The 21,045-nt window shown below is 37.8% G+C and carries 20 protein-coding genes and 1 tRNA gene; 7 read left to right on the top strand and 14 right to left on the bottom strand.

Features of this window, described 5'->3' with window-relative positions; all coding sequences use genetic code 11:
- Positions 1-150: 150 nt before the first annotated feature.
- The 3 genes from amaB to P7V56_RS01985 form a co-directional block, all read right to left on the bottom strand.
- On the bottom strand, positions 151-1,704 hold the full coding sequence (amaB, locus tag P7V56_RS01995; protein ID WP_171221345.1) for an L-piperidine-6-carboxylate dehydrogenase: 1,554 nt from the start codon (positions 1,702-1,704) through the stop codon (positions 151-153).
- A gap of 139 nt (positions 1,705-1,843) precedes the next feature.
- On the bottom strand, positions 1,844-2,380 hold the full coding sequence (locus P7V56_RS01990) for a 3-hydroxyanthranilate 3,4-dioxygenase (RefSeq protein WP_171221346.1): 537 nt from the start codon (positions 2,378-2,380) through the stop codon (positions 1,844-1,846).
- 131 nt (positions 2,381-2,511) lie between these two features.
- Positions 2,512-3,612, bottom strand: coding sequence for an endonuclease/exonuclease/phosphatase family protein (locus P7V56_RS01985; RefSeq protein ID WP_171221347.1), 1,101 nt, complete (start codon positions 3,610-3,612; stop codon positions 2,512-2,514).
- Between the two features lie 139 nt (positions 3,613-3,751).
- Here P7V56_RS01985 and P7V56_RS01980 point away from each other — a divergent pair, with 139 nt between their 5' ends.
- The 4 genes from P7V56_RS01980 to P7V56_RS01965 all read left to right on the top strand — a co-directional run bounded on the left by P7V56_RS01980 (position 3,752) and on the right by P7V56_RS01965 (position 10,458).
- Positions 3,752-6,622 (top strand): carboxypeptidase-like regulatory domain-containing protein, encoded by a 2,871-nt coding sequence (locus tag P7V56_RS01980; protein ID WP_171221348.1) that lies wholly within the window; start codon positions 3,752-3,754, stop codon positions 6,620-6,622.
- An 18-nt stretch (positions 6,623-6,640) separates the two neighbouring features.
- Complete coding sequence (locus tag P7V56_RS01975) at positions 6,641-8,011, top strand: DUF5689 domain-containing protein (protein WP_171221349.1); 1,371 nt, start codon at positions 6,641-6,643, stop codon at positions 8,009-8,011.
- A 1-nt stretch (position 8,012) separates the two neighbouring features.
- Positions 8,013-8,456 carry a hypothetical protein gene (locus tag P7V56_RS01970; protein WP_171221350.1) on the top strand — a complete coding sequence of 148 codons (444 nt, stop codon included), beginning with the start codon at positions 8,013-8,015 and terminating at the stop codon, positions 8,454-8,456.
- 100 nt (positions 8,457-8,556) lie between these two features.
- Complete coding sequence (locus P7V56_RS01965) at positions 8,557-10,458, top strand: S9 family peptidase (protein WP_171221351.1); 1,902 nt, start codon at positions 8,557-8,559, stop codon at positions 10,456-10,458.
- A gap of 266 nt (positions 10,459-10,724) precedes the next feature.
- On the opposite strand, the gene P7V56_RS01960 is transcribed toward P7V56_RS01965, so the two are convergent.
- The 7 genes from P7V56_RS01960 to pdxA form a co-directional block, all read right to left on the bottom strand.
- Complete coding sequence (locus P7V56_RS01960; protein ID WP_171221352.1) at positions 10,725-11,369, bottom strand: hypothetical protein; 645 nt, start codon at positions 11,367-11,369, stop codon at positions 10,725-10,727.
- A gap of 131 nt (positions 11,370-11,500) precedes the next feature.
- Complete coding sequence (accC, locus tag P7V56_RS01955) at positions 11,501-12,847, bottom strand: acetyl-CoA carboxylase biotin carboxylase subunit (protein ID WP_171221353.1); 1,347 nt, start codon at positions 12,845-12,847, stop codon at positions 11,501-11,503.
- A gap of 113 nt (positions 12,848-12,960) precedes the next feature.
- Entirely contained in the window at positions 12,961-13,440 is a 480-nt protein-coding gene (gene accB, locus P7V56_RS01950) for an acetyl-CoA carboxylase biotin carboxyl carrier protein (protein ID WP_171221354.1), read from the bottom strand.
- 24 nt (positions 13,441-13,464) lie between these two features.
- Positions 13,465-14,466 (bottom strand): beta-ketoacyl-ACP synthase III, encoded by a 1,002-nt coding sequence (locus P7V56_RS01945; RefSeq protein WP_171221355.1) that lies wholly within the window; start codon positions 14,464-14,466, stop codon positions 13,465-13,467.
- Positions 14,467-14,622: 156 nt separating this feature from the next.
- Positions 14,623-14,817 carry a 50S ribosomal protein L32 gene (rpmF, locus tag P7V56_RS01940; RefSeq protein ID WP_129434012.1) on the bottom strand — a complete coding sequence of 65 codons (195 nt, stop codon included), beginning with the start codon at positions 14,815-14,817 and terminating at the stop codon, positions 14,623-14,625.
- A 9-nt stretch (positions 14,818-14,826) separates the two neighbouring features.
- Positions 14,827-15,366: a YceD family protein gene (locus tag P7V56_RS01935; protein WP_171221356.1), complete on the bottom strand. Its 540-nt coding sequence runs from the start codon at positions 15,364-15,366 to the stop codon at positions 14,827-14,829.
- An 85-nt stretch (positions 15,367-15,451) separates the two neighbouring features.
- On the bottom strand, positions 15,452-16,498 hold the full coding sequence (gene pdxA, locus P7V56_RS01930) for a 4-hydroxythreonine-4-phosphate dehydrogenase PdxA (protein WP_171221357.1): 1,047 nt from the start codon (positions 16,496-16,498) through the stop codon (positions 15,452-15,454).
- 60 nt (positions 16,499-16,558) lie between these two features.
- Between pdxA and P7V56_RS01925 the strand changes: the two genes are divergently transcribed.
- A complete protein-coding gene (locus tag P7V56_RS01925) occupies positions 16,559-17,149 on the top strand; it encodes a riboflavin synthase (protein ID WP_171221358.1) in 591 nt (196 codons plus the stop codon).
- A gap of 45 nt (positions 17,150-17,194) precedes the next feature.
- Here the strand turns inward: P7V56_RS01925 and P7V56_RS13755 are convergent, their stop codons facing one another.
- The 3 genes from P7V56_RS13755 to mce form a co-directional block, all read right to left on the bottom strand.
- Positions 17,195-17,407, bottom strand: a complete 213-nt coding sequence (locus tag P7V56_RS13755; RefSeq protein ID WP_510950623.1) for an Fjoh_0651 family PID-CTERM protein — start codon at positions 17,405-17,407, stop codon at positions 17,195-17,197.
- A 218-nt stretch (positions 17,408-17,625) separates the two neighbouring features.
- Positions 17,626-17,699 (bottom strand) — tRNA-Ile (locus tag P7V56_RS01920).
- Between the two features lie 107 nt (positions 17,700-17,806).
- Positions 17,807-18,208, bottom strand: coding sequence for a methylmalonyl-CoA epimerase (gene mce / locus P7V56_RS01915; protein ID WP_171221359.1), 402 nt, complete (start codon positions 18,206-18,208; stop codon positions 17,807-17,809).
- 191 nt (positions 18,209-18,399) lie between these two features.
- Here mce and rbfA point away from each other — a divergent pair, with 191 nt between their 5' ends.
- Positions 18,400-18,792: a 30S ribosome-binding factor RbfA gene (gene rbfA, locus P7V56_RS01910; protein ID WP_171221360.1), complete on the top strand. Its 393-nt coding sequence runs from the start codon at positions 18,400-18,402 to the stop codon at positions 18,790-18,792.
- Position 18,793: 1 nt separating this feature from the next.
- The gene (locus tag P7V56_RS01905) at positions 18,794-19,993 is read left to right on the top strand and encodes an ABC transporter permease (RefSeq protein WP_171221361.1); all 1,200 of its coding nucleotides are present in this window, start codon (positions 18,794-18,796) and stop codon (positions 19,991-19,993) included.
- Here the strand turns inward: P7V56_RS01905 and dusB are convergent.
- Entirely contained in the window at positions 19,990-20,982 is a 993-nt protein-coding gene (gene dusB / locus P7V56_RS01900; RefSeq protein WP_171221362.1) for a tRNA dihydrouridine synthase DusB, read from the bottom strand. The genes P7V56_RS01905 and dusB overlap by 4 nt on opposite strands.
- Positions 20,983-21,045: the final 63 nt, after the last annotated feature.

The raw sequence follows: 21,045 nt of genomic DNA, 5'->3' as shown, positions 1-21,045 counted from the left end.
CGATTTAATAAAATGCATTGTTTTCGTTTTTAAATTCGCAGCAAAAATAGTGCTTTTTGTTAGCCGTCAAAATTTTCAAACTAATTTAGAATAAAACTAAAAAAGCGTCCCGATAAAATCAGAACGCTCTTTTTAAAACAGTTAGATGAATTACAAATCAAATTTAATGCCTTGCGCCAATGGCAAACTAGTCGTATAGTTGATAGTATTGGTTTGTCTTCTCATATACACTTTCCAAGCATCAGAACCTGATTCGCGTCCGCCACCGGTTTCTTTTTCACCACCAAAAGCACCACCGATTTCAGCACCTGAAGTTCCGATGTTTACATTGGCAATTCCACAATCAGAACCTGCTACCGAAAGGAAAGCTTCGGCTTCACGTAAATTGTTGGTCATAATCGCAGAAGATAAACCTTGTGCCACACCATTTTGAATAGCAATAGCATCATGAACATCACCTGAATATTTTAATAAGTATAACACCGGAGCAAAAGTTTCGTGTTGTACAATTTCAAAATGATTTTGAGCTTCGGCAATCGCCGGTTTTACGTAGCAACCGCTTTCGTAACCTTCGCCCGAAAGCACACCGCCGTCTACCAAGATTTTTCCGCCTTCGGCGACTACTTGTTTCAAAGCTTTGTTGTACAATTCAACCGCATGGGTGTCGATTAGAGGTCCAACGTGGTTGTTTTGGTCTAATGGATTTCCAATTCTCAACTGACCATAAGCACCAACAATCGCGTCTCTTACTTTATCATAAATGCTTTCGTGTATGATTAATCTGCGGGTTGAGGTACAACGTTGTCCGGCTGTTCCAACCGCACCGAAAACCGCACCGATAACCGTCATTTTGATATCGGCATCCGGCGTTACGATGATGGCGTTGTTTCCGCCTAATTCTAAAAGGGAATTCCCTAAACGAGCCGCACAAGCTTGTGCTACAATTTTACCCATACGGGTTGAACCGGTAGCAGAAACTAATGGCACACGTTTGTCATGCGTCATCATTTCTCCGACTTTGTAATCACCGTTGATTAAACAAGAAATTCCTTCCGGAAGATTGTTTTCTTTCAATACTTCGGCGATGATGTTTTGACAAGCGATTCCGCATAAAGGGGTTTTTTCAGAGGGTTTCCAAACACAAACGTCTCCGCAAATCCAAGCTAAAGCTGTGTTCCAAGACCAAACGGCTACCGGAAAATTAAACGCTGAAATAATCCCGACGATTCCAAGCGGATGGTATTGTTCATACATGCGGTGACCCGGACGTTCCGAGTGCATGGTTAAACCGTGTAATTGGCGAGATAAACCTACGGCGAAGTCACAGATATCGATCATTTCCTGAACTTCTCCGTAACCTTCTTGTAACGATTTACCCATTTCATAGGAAACCAATTTCCCAAGTGGTTCCTTATATTTTCTTAATTTTTCTCCAAACTGACGCACGATTTCGCCTCGTTTTGGCGCCGGCATTAAACGAAAGGTTTTGAAGGCTTCGCTGGCGGTTTGCATTACTTTTTCGTAATCGGCTGCGGTGGTGGTTTTTACTTTTCCAATTAATTGTCCGTCTACGGGAGAATAACTTTCCAAGATTTCTCCGTTTGAAAAATGGTTATTTCCGGTGGATGTTCCTTCGTTTATGGCTTTTACGCCCAGTATTTCTAAGGCTTCGGTCATGCCGAATTGTTGCGCAATTGTTGACATTGTAATATTAGTTTGTTTTAGTGATTGCAAAAGTAATCGTTTATTTTGAAATTAGCCCGGATAGGAACGACATCCTTTTTATCTCGTTTTTTGAACGGGATAAAAAGATATAGTGGATAGCCGGAATAGCTCCTTAAAATTATTTTGAAGAAAATCTTGAATCGGCTTCCATTACTGTACCACATTTGTCGCAGGTTCTGAGTTTTTCCGAATTGTAAAAATGATTGAAATGTTGTAAAAAGTCTTTTTCGATATCGTTTAGCTCGAAATAAACTTCGTAAAGTTTGTGGTTACAATGGTCGCAAAACCATAGTAAGCCGTCGGGTATGTCTTTTCCGTTTCGTTTGCGTTCTACTACCAATCCAATCGAGTTTTCGGTACGCGATGGTGAGTGCGGTACTTTGGCGGGCAATAAAAACATATCGCCGGCGGAGAGTTTCATGGCTTTCTTTTCTCCTTCCTCTTGGATGTAAACGGTAATTTCGCCTTCGAGTTGGTAGAAGAGTTCTTCGGTTTCGTTGTAGTGGTAATCTTTTCGGGCGTTGGGTCCGGCTACAATCATTACGATATAATCACCTGAATCAACGTATAAATTTTTGTTGCCAACGGGCGGTTTTAACAAATGACGGTTGTCATTTATCCATTGGTTGAGGTTGAAGGGTTTTGCTACAGCCATGAGTGCTTTTCTTGTAAAGTTATCGATATATTAAAATAAAATACCGAATGTCCACCGGACATTCTCCTCTTAATATAAAAGGTAAAGTTATAAAATAAAAAAGTCCCGATTGGCTCGAGACTTTTAAAAAATTATTTTACTTCTTTGATCAGATAGATATAAACCGGGAAGTGGTCGCTGTATCCTATTTCAGTCATGCTGTGACGCAGCGGATAACCTTTGTATTGTCCGGTAGTAGTTATGAGATAAGGTTTGTTGAAAATTCCGGCTTTCCAGTATCGGAAAGACGAATAATCAGGCTTGATTAAAGCTTCTGACACCATAATTTGGTCGAAGATGTCTCCGGCATCACGATAGAATAGCGTGGCATTTCCTTTATAAAACATTTCTTCAAAAGGGTTGTAGATGCCGAATTGTTTTACGTCTTCTTTTTTTCGTTTGGCGCCAATGCCTTCTTTTACGCTTTTGTTGTAACTACCATCATTTAGGTCACCCATGGTGATAATTTTGGCATTGGGGTTGATTTTGAAAATGGAGTCCATGATTTGTCTGTTCAATCTTCCTGCGGCTTCGCGGAAAGGAGCACTTTTCTTTTCACCTCCGGAGCGAGAAGGCCAGTGGTTGACAATGATACTTACTTCTTCACCATCAAGGAAACCGGTTACTAAAAGTTGGTCACGGGTATAAACTCGGTCGTCTTTTCCTGCTTCAGCTTTGTCATCTGTGGTTTCTTCGTTGTCTTTTTTATCTGTTTTTCCTTCTTGGCTTCTGTAAATTAATAAAGGAATATTTTTAAAACTGGTGGGTTTGAAGTGTTTCTTTTGGTATAAAAGGGCTACATCAATTCCTCTTTTATCGGGTGAGTCAAAATGAACGATACCATAGTCTTTATTAATAAGTAACGGTTCTTTGACTAAATCTTCTAAAACACCTCTGTTTTCGATTTCACAACCTCCGATTAAGGTGGGAGAATTGTTTGGATTTTCACCGGTTCCGATTTCGGAAAGTACTTTGGCTAAATTGTGTAATTTTTGCTTGTATTTTTTAGGAGTCCAATTTTGAGCTCCGTTAGGAAGCCATTCTTCGTCGTTATTTGAACCGTTAATGGTGTCAAACAAGTTTTCAAAATTGTAGAAGGCTACGGTGTGAATATTATACTTTTTTGCTTGTGCATTAGCCGCCGAAATTGCGAATAAGGCAAAGAAAAGCGCAATTAAACTTTTAATTCTCATAAAGGGTGTATTAATTTAATATCAAGTTTTTTACAAACTTTGGGCCAAAAGTAGATAATATTATTAAAAGATGTACATTTGTCGGCTGTTAAGTTTTGATTAAGACTTAGCTAAAGAAAAAATTAATTTTATTTTATTTATGAAAAAACTTGTTATTAGTACTTTATTTGTAATGCAAGTGTTTTTTGGTTTTGCGCAAACTACCGCCGGAATTACAGGGAAAGTAGTAGATTCTAAAACACAAAGGCCATTACAAAATGTTGTTGCTTCTATTCAAAACACCAGTCTCACTGTATTGACAGACGTTACCGGTGTTTTTGTATTTAAAGAAGTGCCTAGCGGTAGTCAGTTATTGCAAATTAAAAGCACCGGATTCAAAGACCAATTGTTAACTGTTGAGACAGAAGCCGGAAAAGTGTTAGATTTAGGAATTGTAGTTTTGGAAGAAGATATTACAATTGAACAACAAATTAACTTAATTACCATTTTGGAAAACGACTTGGGAGATGACAACAGCGGTTCTGAAAACACTGCCGGTTTGTTACAAGCTTCCAGAGATACATACCAACAGGCGGCGGCTTTCAATTGGGGTCAGGCTCGTTTTAGAATCAGAGGTTTGGATAATGAATATTCAACTACTATGATTAATGGGGTTTCCATGAACAAGTTATTAGATAACAGACCACAATGGGGAAATTGGGGTGGTTTAAATGATGCCACCAGAAACCAAGAGTTTACCATGGGTTCAGCTCCATCAGATTATACTTTTGGAGGGATTTTAGGAACACAAGAAATCAATACAAGAGCTTCAATTTACAGAAAAGGAACCCGTATTTCTTATGCGGGAACCCAAACCAATTATAATTGGAGAGCTATGGCTACCCATGCTTCAGGGATGAATAAAGACGGTTGGGCTTTTGTAATTTCAGCTTCAAGACGTTGGGCTGTAGAAGGTTATTTTGAAGGTACGGATTATTCTGCAAATTCTGTATTTGCCAGTATTGAGAAGAAGTTTAATGACAAACACAGTTTAAACTTCACTAGTATTTATGCTCAAAACAGAAGAGGGAGAAACTCCTCAAATACCGATGAAATTACCAGTATTGCCGGAATTAAATACAACTCATATTGGGGATGGCAAGATGGGAAAAAGAGAAATTCTCGCGACAGAGAAATAGAAGAACCTATTAATATGTTAACGCATTACTGGAAAATGAGTGATAAAACACAATTAACCACCAATGTAATGTATCAATTTGGCGAAATAGGTAACTCAAGATTAGACTTTGTGAATGCTGCTAATCCGGATCCTACTTATTACCAAAATTTACCCAGCTATTTTTCTTCATTATACAATAATGACCCGGAAACTGTTCCGAGTTCAGCCTATTTACCGGGAGGTTTAGGCGGTGTGTTTACCCCTAACTTGATAGGAGCAATGGATGCGCCGTTTTTAACCCAAAGACAGATTGATTGGAATGCTATGTATAGAGCAAACACCACTCCAATTATTGATGAAAACGGTAATGAAATCGGAAGAGAACCAACCAGAAGTTCTTATGTGCTTTATGAAGACAGAACGGAAGATAAATTATTTGTGGCTAACAGTATCTTAAGTTCGCAATTGTCCGATAATATTGTTATGAATGCAGGCGCTAGCTACAGCCGTTTGAGCTCCAGTAATTTTCAATTATTGACCGATTTACTTGGAGGTTCTTCTTTTTTAGATATTGATACCTTCCAAGAAGGTTCAGCACAACAACCGGATTTAAATAATCCAAATAGAGAAATAGGAGTTGGCGATAAATACGGTTATAATTACAAATTGTATGCTGATCACATTGATGCCTTTTCTCAATTTAAATTTACTTATAAAAAGATTGATTTTTATTTAGGACAATCTTTCAGCAGAAAAACATACCAAAGAGAAGGCTTGTACAGAAACGGAATCTATGCAACTACTTCATTTGGAAAAAGTGAGAAAATTGAATTTGACAATTTTGGATTTAAAGGTGGTTTGACCTATAAAATCTCCGGTAAACAGTTTTTAACTTTTAACGGATTGTACATGTCTAAAGCTCCTTCAATGAGAAATGTATTTTTCAATGCAAGACTTAGCAATACGCCAATCAGAAATTTGAAAAGCGAGACGGTATCTAACCTTGACATGAGTTACGTAATTAAAACACCAACTTTCAAAGCAAGACTTACAGGTTTCTTCGCTAACATTAAAGATGCTACTGAAACCTCATTCTTCTTCGCAGAAGGCGCTTTAGAAGATAATGATGGTGATGGAGGAGATGCTTTTGTGGCTGAGATTGTAACCGGATTAGACAAACTAAACATTGGTGCTGAACTTGGTTTAGAATACCAAATTACTTCTACAATCAAGGCTACTGTTGCCGCTTCTTATGGTCAGTATACTTACAATAATAATCCCAATGTTACTTTAAATGATGATGCAAGAGCCGCAAGAGGTCTTTCCACTTTAGTGAATTTGGGTGAGTCTAAACTTAAAAACTACAGACAACCCGGTATTCCTCAACAAGCTTATGCTTTAGGTCTAGAATACCGTGATCCTAAGTTTTGGTGGGTTGGTGCTAATGTGAATTATTTAGCCGACACTTATTTAGATGTGTCTTCTGTATTGAGAACCAATAGCTTTTTAAGAAATCCTGCAGATGCTAATGGTTTCCAATTTCCTGAAGCTACCCAAAGTCGCGTGGATGAATTGTTAAAACAAGAAAAATTTGATCCTTATACCCTTGTAAATTTAACCGGTGGTAAATCATGGAGAATATCCGGTAAAAATCCGGTAACTTTAGGATTGTTTGCTACATTAAATAATATTTTTGATGTACAATACAAAACCGGAGGATTTGAGCAGGCCAGAAACGCTAATTACAGAGAATTAAACCAAGATGTCTCAAGCGGAACACCAGCCTTTGCGCCACGTTATTTTTACGGTTTCGGAAGATCCTACTTTTTCAACTTCTATATTAATTTCTAAAAAAAATAAAATTACCATATGAAAACAACATTTTTAAAACCAATCCTTGCGCTAGCTTTTGTAGCAAGTTTTTCATCAAGTTGTATTAATGATGATGAATATGATACTCCTCAAGTTGATTGTATTGAAACTACATTACAAAAAACTAAAGAGGTATCTGAAATCAGTGCCAGCTCTACAGTTACTCAGTATTTACAAGATGATGTAATTGAAGCTTATGTGGTTTCTTCTGATAAAGGCGGAAACTTTTTCAAAACGATTTCTTTCCAAACTTTACCAACCCAAACACAACCGCAACCATCAGCTTTTAGTGTTCCGGTTGATGTAACTTCTACTTTTATTTCTTTTGAACCGGGTAGAAAAGTGTTAATCAAAATGAAAGATTTGTACACTGATTTAAGTAACGGAGGAAAAAGAATCGGAGGCATTTTTGTTAGTTCTTCTAATACGCCTTCTGTGGGAAGACTTTCACCGGCTTTATACAGAACTGCGCTTAATAAATCTTGTACTATTGTTCCTGAAGATCAATTAAAAAGAACGTTAACCATTCCGCAATTGTTGAATGATGCTAATATCAATACTTTAGTTGAACTTGAAGGCGTTCAGTTTTCTAACCAAGCCATAACAAGTACTTACTATAATTCAGCCAATGATTTAGGAGGCGCAACAAACCATCTTTTAACGGATTCTGAAGGGAATTCGGTTATTTTCAGAACCAGTAGTTTTGCCAATTTTGCTGCTAAACCGGTAGCTCAGGGTAGAGGTAAAGTTAGAGGAATCTTAACAAAATTTGGTACAGATTATCAATTTTTGGCAAGAACAGAAGATGACATCCAACTTACCGGACCAAGATTAGTGCCAATTTTCTCAGAAAATTTTGAAAGTATTTCAAGTACAGGTAATGGTCAAAATGTAGCTCTACCAGGTTGGTCAAACGTTTCGATGAATGGAGGAAACGAAAAATGGGAAGCCAGAATTTTCAGCAATAATAAATACGCTCAGTTTTCTCCTTTCGGAATTACTCCGGCAGAAAATAATGTAGATACCCGATTAATTACACCGGCCATTAACTTAGATAACACTACAGGTGAATTTTTAAGATTCGGCTCTAAAATTGGTTTTGCTAATGGAGAAGCCGTTACCGTATGGATTTCAACTGACTATAATGGCGCAGGAACTGTTGCCGCTGTAAATGCTGCAACTTGGGTACAATTGAATGCTACTTTTGCTGCTCAAACTGCCAGTTTCCCAACTAACTTTACCAGTTCAGGTAATGTAGATTTATCTTCATATTCCGGAAATGTTTACATTTCTTTCCGTTATGTTGGAGGAACTAATAACATTACATCGACCTATCAAATTGACAATATTGAAGTTTATGCCCAATAAGATGAAAAAGTTACTCACTTTATTATTTCTTCTACCACTGACTTTTGTTTCCTGTGGCGAAGATGAAAAGGATTTTGTAGAACAAAATTACTTGGTCGGAAATTGGGAAATCATCCAGAAAGGGACAAGATCTCCACAAGGAGTTATTTTGTATCAAGACTATTTGAACAATTCAAATTGTAAAGACAATTATATTTTTAATTCCGACTTTACATTTGAAAGCAACGATTACACTACCGAAGAACCTTGCGTAAGCGACAAAATTGAAGGCACTTACGATAGGTTTTCAACCATAGTAACATTAGACTATACCATTCAAGTTGGTGAAACAACACAAGAAGAGTCTAAATCGCTAACGATAGTGTCTCTAACTTATACCGAAGCCATTATCGCTTACACCGATGATTTAGGGGAAGTGGTTTACCTGAAATTACAAAAGGTATAATATTAAATTAAACCTTTACAACAAAGCCATCCTATATAGGGTGGCTTTTTTTATGGATATAATTTACTATTTTTAAGCCTTTAAATAAACAAAAACCACTATGAAAAAAATCTTTTTTATAATCCTCGGTACCATGAGCATAAACGCAACAGCGCAGCAAGTATTGACGCCCGAAACCATGTGGCAACTCGGCAGAGTAACTTCGCTCGGCCTTTCTAAAGACGGCAAATCGGTAGTCTATAAAGTGGCGACGCCATCCGTAGCCGATAATAAATCGAATACCAAATTTTATACTATTCCGGTAACCGGCGGAACACCAACAGAAGTGGCTGACACCAAAGAAATATTGGCAGACAAAAATGTTTCTCCTGATGGTTTATATATTCTTTCTAATCAAGAAGTAAAAACCGAAAATGTATTAGGCAAAGACATTTATTCCGATTTAAGCAAATCAGATGCCCAAGTCTATAACGGTTTAGATTACCGCCATTGGGATACTTGGAACAACGGTTCGCACAACCACGTTTTCTACGCCGAAAACAAAGCTAAAGCCAAAGGCATTGACATCATGCCCAACGAACCTTACGACAGTCCGCAAAAACCTTTCGGTGGCGATGAAGATTACATTTGGTCACCGGACAGCAAAAGCATCATTTACGTTTGCAAAAAGAAAGCAGGAACAGCATACGCCGTTTCAACCAACACCGATTTATACGAATACAATCTCGAAACCAAAACCACCAAAAACCTAACCGAAAATAATCCGGGTTACGATATGAATCCGGTGTTTTCCCCAACCGGAAACTTAACTTGGTTGCAAATGAAACGCGATGGTTACGAAGCCGATAAAAACGATTTAATCGTTCGTTTCAAAGGCATCGATATGAACCTAACCGCCAATTGGGACGGCAGTGTCGATAATTTCATTTGGAGTGCCGATGGTAAAAAAATCTATTTCACCGCAGCGGTTGATGGCGCCAAACATTTATTCGAAGTCAATTTCCCGGGTTTAACCCGAATTGCAGTTACGGTTAGACAAATTACTTCAGGTGATTTTGACGTGAATGATTTAGTAGGTTTCTCAGGCGATAATATCATCGTAACGCGCACCGATATGAACCACGCGGCCGAAATCTATTCGTATAACTTCAAGAAAAAAACCTGGTTGCAACTCACCAAAACCAACGACGAAACCTACGCCAAATTGGCTTTACCCAAATACGAAAGACGTTATGTAACCACCACTGATGGTAAGAAAATGTTGGTTTGGCTAATTCTCCCTCCGAATTTTGATAAAACCAAAAAATACCCAACACTTTTATACTGCCAAGGCGGACCGCAATCACCATTGACGCAAAGCTATTCTTTCCGCTGGAACTTCTCTTTGATGGCTTCACAAGGCTATGTAATCGTGGCGCCAAACCGTCGCGGAATGTATGGTCACGGACAAGCTTGGAACGAACAAATCTCTAAAGATTGGGGCGGGCAAGTAATGGATGACTACCTTTCGGCGATTGATGACGTGGCTAACGAAAGTTATGTTGACAGAGCACGTTTAGGCGCTGTTGGAGCGAGCTACGGCGGGTATTCGGTATTCTACCTGGCCGGAATCCATGGTAATCGTTTTAAAACGTTTATTTCACATTGCGGGGTTTTCAATTTGGAAAGCATGTATGGCACCACCGAAGAAGTGTTCTTCAACAACTGGGATCACGGCGGCGCTTATTGGGAAAAAGACAATGCCGATGCCCAAAAAGCCTATACTGAATTCAACCCAATTAAAATGGTAGACAAATGGAACACGCCTATCCTAATCATCCAAGGCGGAAAAGACTACCGTGTGCCTATCGGACAAGGACAAGAAGCTTTCCAAGCGGCACAATTGCGAGGCATCAAAAGCCGTTTCATGCTCTTCCCCGAAGAAAACCACTGGGTGCTAAAACCACAAAACGCCTTAGTATGGCAACGTGAGTTTTACAAATGGTTGAAAGAAACTTTATAACGTAAGATTCGTTAGTTCGAGTGATTCCGATTTATCGGAATTGTATTGAGAACACTATAGAAAAGCCCAACTTGAGAAAGTTGGGCTTTGTTTTTTTAATCAGGAGCGATTGGTTTGGGCATTCTTGCCGTCCGTGTTCCCGCTTTCCGCGCTACAAGGTAGCCAGCTGCAATCGGGGCTAGAGGATAAACCGTTTTAATTTTTGGAAACTAGTTTTGACATGGTTTGAAAATCCAAATAATCATGTCGTATTAATAAAAATCTACCTAAATAAAATGAGGAGCTTTTTCTATTTTAAACCCGGTAACATTACTTTCTTCTATAGCTACTTTTAACCTTTCCGAAATATATACGTTATTATCAAAAGGCAAAAAAGTAAATAGGTCTAAATTTTTATCGAAAGACTCTGATAAAGCAATCTTATCTATCTCTACACCAAATGAAGCTTCTTTGTCTTTACTTTTCAAATCTTGGTAGTGTTCATAAGAAGTTAACTCGATTCGGTCTTCCCTAAAAGTCCATTCGGTTCTATAGAAAACGGTTTTTTTGTAATCTAATGATTTTGTTAAATCGGGTTCTGATAGATGCAACCAATAATATTCCAATTCATTATTCTTATCAATCACTAAGGATTTAAAATATTGATGTCTCATTATATTAAATTTTTCAAGAATCTCTTTTGTTTTTTTAGTTATTAAAAAACCTGTACCACCACCTATAGTTATATCATTTAACACATCAGTTAAGATAGCCCTTTTCTTCAATTCAAATTTAAGATTTGGCTTAGGATCAAAAAGATGCCATGAAGTAATTAAATGAGCTTGGTGCATGGTTAAACAATCAACTTGAGGATAATCCTTTCCTACGATTTTATCATCCAAATTATTTTTTAAGATATAATACGGTTTCATTTATAATTGATTTTGTATTTCTTTAAATTTGATAGCGTCGATTTGCAACCTGATAGCGCGGATTACAAATCCGTACTAAAACAAATGTAACAAAAAACCCAACTCTCTCAAGTTGGGCTTCCATTTTCTATCTATTCCGGATCGTTCATTTTAAAACTCTCCATAAACTTCGTAGTATAATTTCCGGCAACATAATCCGGCTCGTCCATCAATTGTCTGTGGAACGGAATGGTCGTTTTTACACCTTCAATGTAAAACTCATCCAAAGCGCGTTTCATTTTGTTGATGGCTTCTTCTCTGGTTTGCGCGGTTGTAATCAACTTGGCAATCATCGAGTCATAATTCGGCGGGATCGTATACCCTGCGTAAACGTGTGTATCCAAACGCACTCCGTGTCCACCCGGCGCATGTAAAACGGTAATTTTACCCGGCGAAGGACGGAAGTCATTGTAAGGATCTTCGGCGTTGATACGACATTCAATAGAGTGCAATTGCGGTAAATAGTTTTTACCCGAAATTGGCACACCGGCCGCTACCAATATCTGCTCACGAATCAAATCGTAATCAATAACTTGTTCCGTAATAGGGTGCTCTACTTGGATACGGGTATTCATTTCCATGAAGTAGAAGTTTCGGTGTTTGTCCACCAAGAATTCTACCGTTCCGGCACCTTCGTATTTGATAAATTCGGCTGCTTTTACAGCGGCTTCACCCATTTTAGTTCTCAATTCGTCCGTCATAAACGGAGACGGCGTTTCTTCAGTCAATTTTTGGTGACGACGTTGCACCGAACAATCTCTTTCTGATAAGTGACAAGCTTTTCCATAAGAATCACCCACTACTTGAATCTCAATATGACGAGGTTCTTCGATTAATTTTTCCATATACATCCCGTCATTTCCAAATGCCGCAGCAGATTCCTGACGAGCGCCTTCCCATGCCTTTAATAAATCTTCGGGTTTCCATACGGCACGCATTCCTTTTCCACCACCACCGGCAGTTGCTTTCAACATCACGGGATATCCCATTTCTTTGGCTAATCTTTGTGCTTCTTCAAAAGACTCTAACAAACCGTCAGAACCCGGAACACAAGGAACACCGGCTGCTTTCATGGTCGCTTTCGCCGTAGCTTTGTCACCCATTTTATCAATCATTTCCGGTGAAGCCCCAATAAATTTGATACCATGTTCCTGACAAATTTTAGAAAACTTAGCATTTTCCGAAAGGAATCCGTAACCCGGATGAATGGCATCGGCATTAGTGATTTCGGCCGCCGCAATGATATTCGCCATTTTTAAATAAGACAAATTACTTGGCGGTGGTCCGATACAAACAGCTTCATCTGCAAACTTTACGTGTAAACTTTCCGCATCGGCGGTTGAGTAAACCGCCACGGTCTTGATGCCCATTTCTTTACAGGTTCTGATAACGCGAAGCGCAATTTCCCCTCTATTGGCAATTAATATTTTTTTAAACATCTTTTTTTAATTTAGATTGTTAGACAAATTAGATTTGTTAGACTTCTTAGATTGCTTAGGTTGTAGAAAAAGTTTCTAACTAATGTAGTAATCTAATGATCTAGAGATCTAAATTAAGATGGATCTACCAAGAATAACGGTTGGTCAAACTCTACAGGCGACATATCGTCTACTAAAATTTTAACGATTTTACCGGTAACTTCTGCTTCGATTTCGTTGAACAACTTCATCGCTTCAACCACACAAAGTACGTCACCTTTTTGGATAGTACTTCCCACTTCCACAAATACCGGTTTGTCCGGAGAAGGCTTGCGGTAGAATGTTCCAATCATTGGTGATTTTATAGTAACATATTTTGAATTGTCATCAGCAGCAGGAGCAGCGGCAACCGGTGCGGCAGCTACAGGAGCAGCGGCTACAGGAGCAGCCATAGCTTGTTGCATTGGCGCTTGTTGTACATAAGTAATATCAGGTGTATTTCCTTCAAGAGTTGTTCTGATAGTAATTTTTACATCACCTGTTTCTAACTTTACTTCGGCAACCCCGGAATTGGATACAAATTTGATTAAGTTTTGAATTTCTTTTAAATCCATAATTAGTTAGTTTTAGAATTAGTTTTATTGTTGTTTGTTGTATGCCCATTTTAAATAGATAGAACCCCAAGTGAATCCACCTCCAAATGCTGCAAAAATTAAATTATCTCCTTTTTTAAATTTATTTTCGAAATCGCTCAACAACAAAGGTAAAGTTGCTGAAGTTGTATTTCCGTATTTTTGAATGTTTACCAATACTTTTTCTTCGTCTACACCCATTCTGCTGGCCGTTGCATCAATGATTCTTTTGTTGGCTTGGTGGGCAATTAACCAATTCACATCATCTTTGGTTAAGTTGTTGCGCTCCATGATTTTCTCACTCACATCAGCCATCCCAGATACTGCATATTTAAAAACGGTTTTTCCATCCTGAAATACAAAGTGTTGTCCGTTGGCAACTGTTTCAGCGGTTGGAGGAAGAATTGAACCGCCGGCATCAATTTTAAGGTATTCTCTACCGATTCCGTCGCTTCTTAAAAACTCGTCTTGTAATCCCAAACCTTCATAATTTGGTTCGAATAAAACTGCACCAGCGCCATCTCCAAAGATGATACAAGTCGCTCTGTCGGTGTAGTCAATGATAGAGGACATTTTATCAGCACCAATCAACAACACTTTTTTGTATCTGCCTGATTGGATGTAAGCTGCGGCATTAGACATGCCAAATAAGAAACTCGAACAAGCGGCTTGTAAATCATACGCAAAAGCGTTTACAGCGCCAATTTGAGTAGCGACATAAACACCGGTAGAAGCCACCGGCATATCCGGAGTCGCAGTTGCCATAATGACTAAGTCGATTTCTTCGGGGTTGATGTTGGCTTTGGAAATTAAATCCTGAGCGGCTTTGATAGCCATATACGAAGTGCCTTTACCTTTGTCTTTTAAAAGTCTTCTTTCCTTGATTCCGGTGCGAGTGGTAATCCATTCGTCATTGGTGTCAACCATGGTTTCCAGTACTTGATTTGAGAGTACAAATTCCGGAACATAAGCTCCAACTGCGGTAATTGCGGCTGTAATTGTAGTCATAAAAATGGTATTTTTCCCATCGATTTTTTGAAATCGAAAAGTTGTGGAAATTACAAAAAAAAATTATACCTAAGCGGATTAGGATTGGATATTTTAAAATTAATTAAAACAAAAAACTCCCACATAGTGAGAGTTTGTTTTGTAAAAAAACCTTAATTAAGCAACAGCCACTGATTTATCAATAACTACTTGTCCTCTGTAATACATTTTACCTTCATGCCAGTAAGCTCTGTGGTATAAATGTGCTTCACCTGTTATAGGGCAAGTTGCGATTTGGGCAACAGTTGCTTTATAATGAGTTCTTCTTTTATCTCTTCTTGTTTTCGAGGTTTTTCTCTTAGGATGTGCCATTGTACTATATTATTTATCCGTTAATAGTTGTTTTAATTTGTCCCAACGTGGGTCAATATCATCTTCTTTTTTTACTTCTTTGACGTCTTTAACTTGTAATTCATTTAGTTTTTGCAATGCTTCCGTTTGTAAAGTACCGTCTTTTACGCCGGGGTGAACCCTTTTTTGCGGAATAGACAACACAATCATTTCGTAAATGTATTGTGATAAATCGATTTGATGTTCACCGTGAGGCAATATCAATAATTCATCATTATCGTTGTTGAATTCGTCACCAAACTGGACTACCAATTTGATTTTCCCTTTGATGGGCAAATCAAATGACTCTCCGGTGAGGTCGCACGGAACGTTTACGGTTCCTTTGTGCTTGAAGTTGATTTCCAACAGGGTAGTCTTTTTTTCTAAGACCACACTAGCGGTTATATCACAACTTTCGAATTCATCAAAACTAAATTCGTCAAAGAACTTTTTGTTTATTTTAAATTCAAATTGATGCTTTCCTAATTTTAACCCTACAAAAGGAATTAAATATTCATTTGTACTTTTCATCTAGACAACAATTTGACCCGACATTTCGGGAGTGCAAAGATATAAAATTATTGGAATTCCAATAACCTTATGAACATTTTTTTGTTTATAACTGTTTTTCTTTTGTTTTCAAGGGATTTTTGCTGATTTCCTCAAACTGAAATCTTGAATTATAGATGTCAATGGCAGTATAAACAGCTTCCTTAAACGAATTATAATCGGCAATTCCTTTTCCGGCAATTTCATAAGCTGTCCCGTGATCCGGTGAAGTTCTTATTTTATTTAAACCGGCTGTATAATTTACCCCATTCCCAAAAGACAACGTTTTAAACGGAATTAATCCTTGGTCATGATAAGTAGCCACTACGGCATCATATTTTTCATATTGGTTACTGCCAAAAAAACCATCTGCGGCAAAAGGGCCAAAAACCATAGTGCCTTTATCGAATAATTTTTTGAGTGTTGGCTTGATAATTTCATCGTCTTCTTTACCGATCACACCATTATCTCCTGCGTGAGGATTTAAGGCTAAAACCGCAATTTTAGGTTTGGTAATCCCAAAATCCTGAATTAAAGATTGTTTGATGGTTTCAATTTTCTGAAGGATTAATTTTTCATTTAGGTGTTTGGACACTTCATTTACAGGAACATGGTCTGTTAAAAGTCCGACTCTAAGACTGTCTTGAACCATTAGCATCAATGCGTTGCCTTCCAATTCTTGGTTTAAATAATCAGTATGTCCCGGAAATTTGAAGTCTTCTGATTGGATGTTGTACTTGTTGATTGGGGCAGTGACCAAAACATCAATGTGGTTTTCTTTCAAGGCTTTAGTAGCGGCAATGAATGATTTTATGGCATATTTGCCAACATTCTCATCGTTGTTTCCGAAGTTCAAATCAACTCCTTCGCGCCAAATGTTTAAGACATTTATTTTTCCGATAACCAGCTGCTCTATTTTATCAATACCATGTAATGGCGCCGTTAATTCTAAAGTTTTTTTGATAAACGAAAGCACTTTAACATTAGCGAAAATAACCGGCGTGCAAAGTTCCAGCATTCTGGCATCTTCAAAAGTCTTAAGGATTACTTCGCTTCCAATACCGTTTAAATCTCCTATTGAAATTCCAACGATTATATTTTCTGCTTTTTTCATAAGTAGGACTGGTTATTTATTGCTAATTTTGAAGTGCAAATTTAGTAAAATAAAACCATAATGTTTACAGGAATAATTGAAACCCTCGGAATAATAAAAGAAATAAAAAAAGACTATGACAATATTCATGTTACGGTTTCTTCAAGCCTGACACACGAACTGAAAATAGACCAAAGTGTGGCGCATAATGGGGTTTGCTTAACAGTAGTAGCCATAAATAATGAGGATTATACCGTAACAGCCATAAGAGAAACTATTGAAAAAACAAATTTGGGCGATTGGAAAGCGGGAGATTTAGTTAATTTAGAACGCGCGATGAAATTAGGAGACCGATTAGACGGCCATATTGTTCAAGGTCATGTGGATCAAATAGGAATTTGTAAATCAATTGAAGAAGCCAATGGCAGTTGGTATTTTACTTTTGAATACGACAGCAAATTGAACAACATTACTATTGAAAAAGGATCCATAACGGTAAACGGAGTGAGTTTGACAGTAGTTAATTCTAAAGAGAATGAATTTAGTGTTGCCATTATACCATATACTTACGAACATACTAATTTTAAATCGTTCCAAATTGGAAAAAAAATCAATCTTGAATTCGATGTTGTGGGAAAATACGTTGCCAGATTGTATTCTTTGAAGCAATAATTTTAAAAATGCACGAATTTTTAAAAGAAAAAAGCATCCTTTTCATTAGGATGCTTTTTTTATGTTTGATTGGTAAATTTTATAACAACCGAAGAGTAATGAAAGGGCCATCAATAGTAATAAACCCCCATCCAATGGTAGACCAGGCGGCGGCGGCGGCGTAGATGGCGGTGGTGGTCCAGGTGCCGCAACAACATTTGCTATCGGCAACAAAAACACAGCCAGAACGATAATAATTCTATTCGGGACAATTTTCATAGTGCGTAAAAGTATAAAAAAAATCTAATCACCAAAATAAATTAATTATTAAATCAATCAAGTTAATAGAAATTTAATGTGTAAAAGTATAGATTACAACACAAATTAAAATTTCTATTGTGAAAATTACATTAAAGTCATCTAACTATTAACGGTATTTTTGACTTTTTAGTTTTTTATTAAATAAAAAAACCTCTTAAATAGAGGTTTTTATTTTGTGGTCCCACTTGGGCTCGAACCAAGGACCACCTGATTATGAGTCAGGTGCTCTAACCAACTGAGCTATAGGACCGGTTTACTTCACTGACTTTTATTGGTTTTGGAGTTCAGTGAATAAAGCCATGGCTTTATTTAGAGGTTGCAATATTACTACTATTTTTGTTTCGTTGCAACTATTTTTTAACTGATTTCTTGGCAAAGCTCAACCAAAACACCATTGGTACCTTTTGGGTGAAGAAAGGCGACTAGTTTATTGTCTGCTCCTTTTTTAGGGGTTTCATTTAATACGATGAAACCTTCTTTTTTTAAGCGTTCTATTTCAGAAAGAATATCTTCTACATCAAAAGCAATGTGATGAATGCCTTCGCCTTTCTTTTCCAGGAATTTGGCAATTGGGCTATCGGGATTCGTGGCTTCTAAAAGTTCTATCTTGTTTGGGCCATTCATAAAAAAGGAGGTTTTTACGCCTTCGCTGGCGACTTCTTCTTCTTTGTAAGGCGGATTTCCAAACAGTTTTTCAAAAAGTAGGTTGGAAGTTTCCAAACTTTTTACGGCTATGCCTATATGTTCAATTTTTCTCATGATTGTGGATTGGAATGACAAAGTTAATAAAAATTCAAATGGTTTCTTCTCTAGCCCCGATTCCTTCGGCAGTCGCTTCGCTCGTGTGTAGTGGCACGAAGTAGAGCGAATAGCGGGAAAATGGACGGCTGAAAATGCCAAAACTTTCGCTTCTGGGCGTTATAAAAATTTAAAAGTTGTATTTTTGCCCCATGGAAACGAACAGACAGAAAAAAATTGGCAGTGTATTGCAAAAGGATTTGGTAGATATTCTTCAAGGGGAAGTGCGTAAAAACGGTATTTCTAACTTGGTGATTTCGGTTTCAAAAGTAAGTGTGACTACTGATTTATCGATTGCCAAAGTGTATTTGAGCGTTTTTCCACAAGATAAAGCTAAAGATTTATTGGAAGCCATTAAAACCAATGCGCCTTTGATTAAACATGATTTATCGCAAAGAGTAAAATTACAATTGCGCAAAGTGCCGAATTTGGCTTTTTATATCGACGATTCGTTGGATTATATTGAAAAAATTGACAATGCCTTAGCCGGAAAAGAAAATCCGATTGAAAACCGCGACCTTTTAGACAAACGCAAGAAATTCTAATTTGAACTTTTCGCTTTACATAGCCAAACGATACCTTTTTAGCAAAAGTAAAAACAATGCTATTAATATTATTACCGGTATCGCTTCGGTCGGAATTATTGTAGGCGCCATGGCTTTGTTTGTGGTGCTTTCTGTTTTTAGCGGGTTGCGGGTTTTTAGTTTGTCCTTCTCCAACGACTTTGACCCTGATTTAAAAGTCAATCCCGTTTCCGGAAAATCATTTGTCATTTCACCAGCGCAAGAAGAGCAAGTCAAAACCCTCGAAGGAGTTGCTTCTTACAGTAAAGTTGTTGAAGAGCGTGTACTTTTCTTTTTTGACGGTAAAGAGCAAGTGACTTATTTAAAAGGTGTTGACGCTAATTTTACCAAAACCAACGTAGTAAATCAAAATTTAATCAACGGAAAATGGTTAAATCCCAACACGATTGAAGTGGTAATTGGCTATGGAATTTCCGAAAAATTGTCATTAGGACTTTTTGATTTCAATAATCCGTTTGAAGTTTATGTGCCGAGAAAAGGAAAAGGAGTCATCGAAAGTGAAGCGGAAGCCTTTAACAAAGCCAAGTTAATCCCAACCGGAATCTACGCTGTAAGTGAGGATTTGGACAGTAAATATGTGTTTTGCGACTTGAACTTAGCGCAATATTTATTAGAATTAAAAGCGAATCAGATTTCCGGGCTTGAGATTAAGCTAAAACCAAATGTTGATGAAGCGAAAGTGATAGAAAATGTTCAAACGCTTTTTCAAAATAAAGTAGCGGTAAAAAACAGAGCGCAGCAAAATGCGACTTTGTACAAGATGTTGAACACCGAAAATATTGCGGTGTATTTGATTTTTACTTTGGTCATCATTATTGCGCTTTTCAACTTAATCGGAGCGCTGATTATGATGGTTTTAGATAAAAAATCTAATTTGAAGACACTTTATAATTTGGGTTCTGAAATCAAAGATTTGAAAAAAATATTTTTATTACAAGGCAGTTTACTAAGTGTCTTTGGGGGTATTATCGGGTTACTTTTGGGGATTATTGTTGTGGTAATTCAACAGCAATTTAACTTGGTGATGATCACCGAAACCTTAGCCTATCCGGTGGTTTTTAGTGTTCAGAATGTGGTGATTGTGTTTTTGACGATTGTTTCACTGGGCGTTATTTCCAGTTGGATTGCGAGTAGTCGTGTCAGTAAAAAATTATTGGATTAAATAAACTGGTAGTCGGCATAAGCCTCACGAATTTCCTCAAAAACTTGTAGTAAAGCATTGTGATCATCGGTAGTGACCAATCGCTGTTTGAATTCTTTAAAGCCGTGAATTCCTTTAAAATAATTGGTATAATGACGGCGCATTTCTACAATACCTAAGCGTTCTCCTTTCCATTCCATAGACCAAATTAAATGGTTTCTGGCCGCTTCAATTCGATCATTCATGTTTGGTTGTGCCAAATGTTCTCCGGTATTGAAGTAATGTTTGATTTCGTTAAAAATCCACGGATAACCAATCGCAGCGCGCCCTATCATCATGCCGTCTAAACCGTATTTGTTTTTGTATTCTAAAGCTTTTTCGGGCGAATCAATATCTCCGTTTCCGAAAATCGGCATCGTGATACGCGGATTGTTTTTTACGCGGGCAATGTGTGACCAATCAGAATGGCCTTTGTACATTTGGGCACGAGTACGCGCATGAACGGTCAAAGCTTGCACGCCAATATCCTGCAAACGTTCGGCAACTTCATCGATATTGATAGAATTTTCATCCCAACCCAAACGCGTTTTTACCGTAACCGGAAGATTGGTTCCTTTGATAACGGCTTTGGTCAAGCGCACCATCAAATCGACATCTTTTAAAACGCCGGCACCGGCGCCTTTGCAAACCACTTTTTTCACCGGACAACCAAAATTAATATCTACCAAATCCGGTTGGACCGCATCAACAATTCTGGAAGACATTTCCATGGCTTCTTCATCACCACCAAAAATTTGAATGCCAACCGGACGTTCGTAATCAAAAATATCCAATTTCATTCGGCTTTTCATGGCATCGCGAATCAGTCCTTCGGAAGAGATAAATTCAGAATACATTAAATCGGCACCGTGCAACTTACAAAGTCTGCGAAACGGCGGGTCGCTTACGTCTTCCATAGGCGCAAGTAACAAAGGAAAATCAGGTAATATGATGTTGCCGATTTTGGGCATGGTTTGAATGTAATTTTTTGCAAAGGTAAAAATCTATTGCGAATAACCCTTAAATGATTATTA

The organism is Flavobacterium sp. IMCC34852 (genome assembly GCF_030643905.1).
Lineage (GTDB): Bacteria > Bacteroidota > Bacteroidia > Flavobacteriales > Flavobacteriaceae > Flavobacterium > Flavobacterium rivulicola.
Note: the sequence above shows the minus strand (reverse complement) of the source record. Positions and strands in the feature narration are given on the sequence as shown.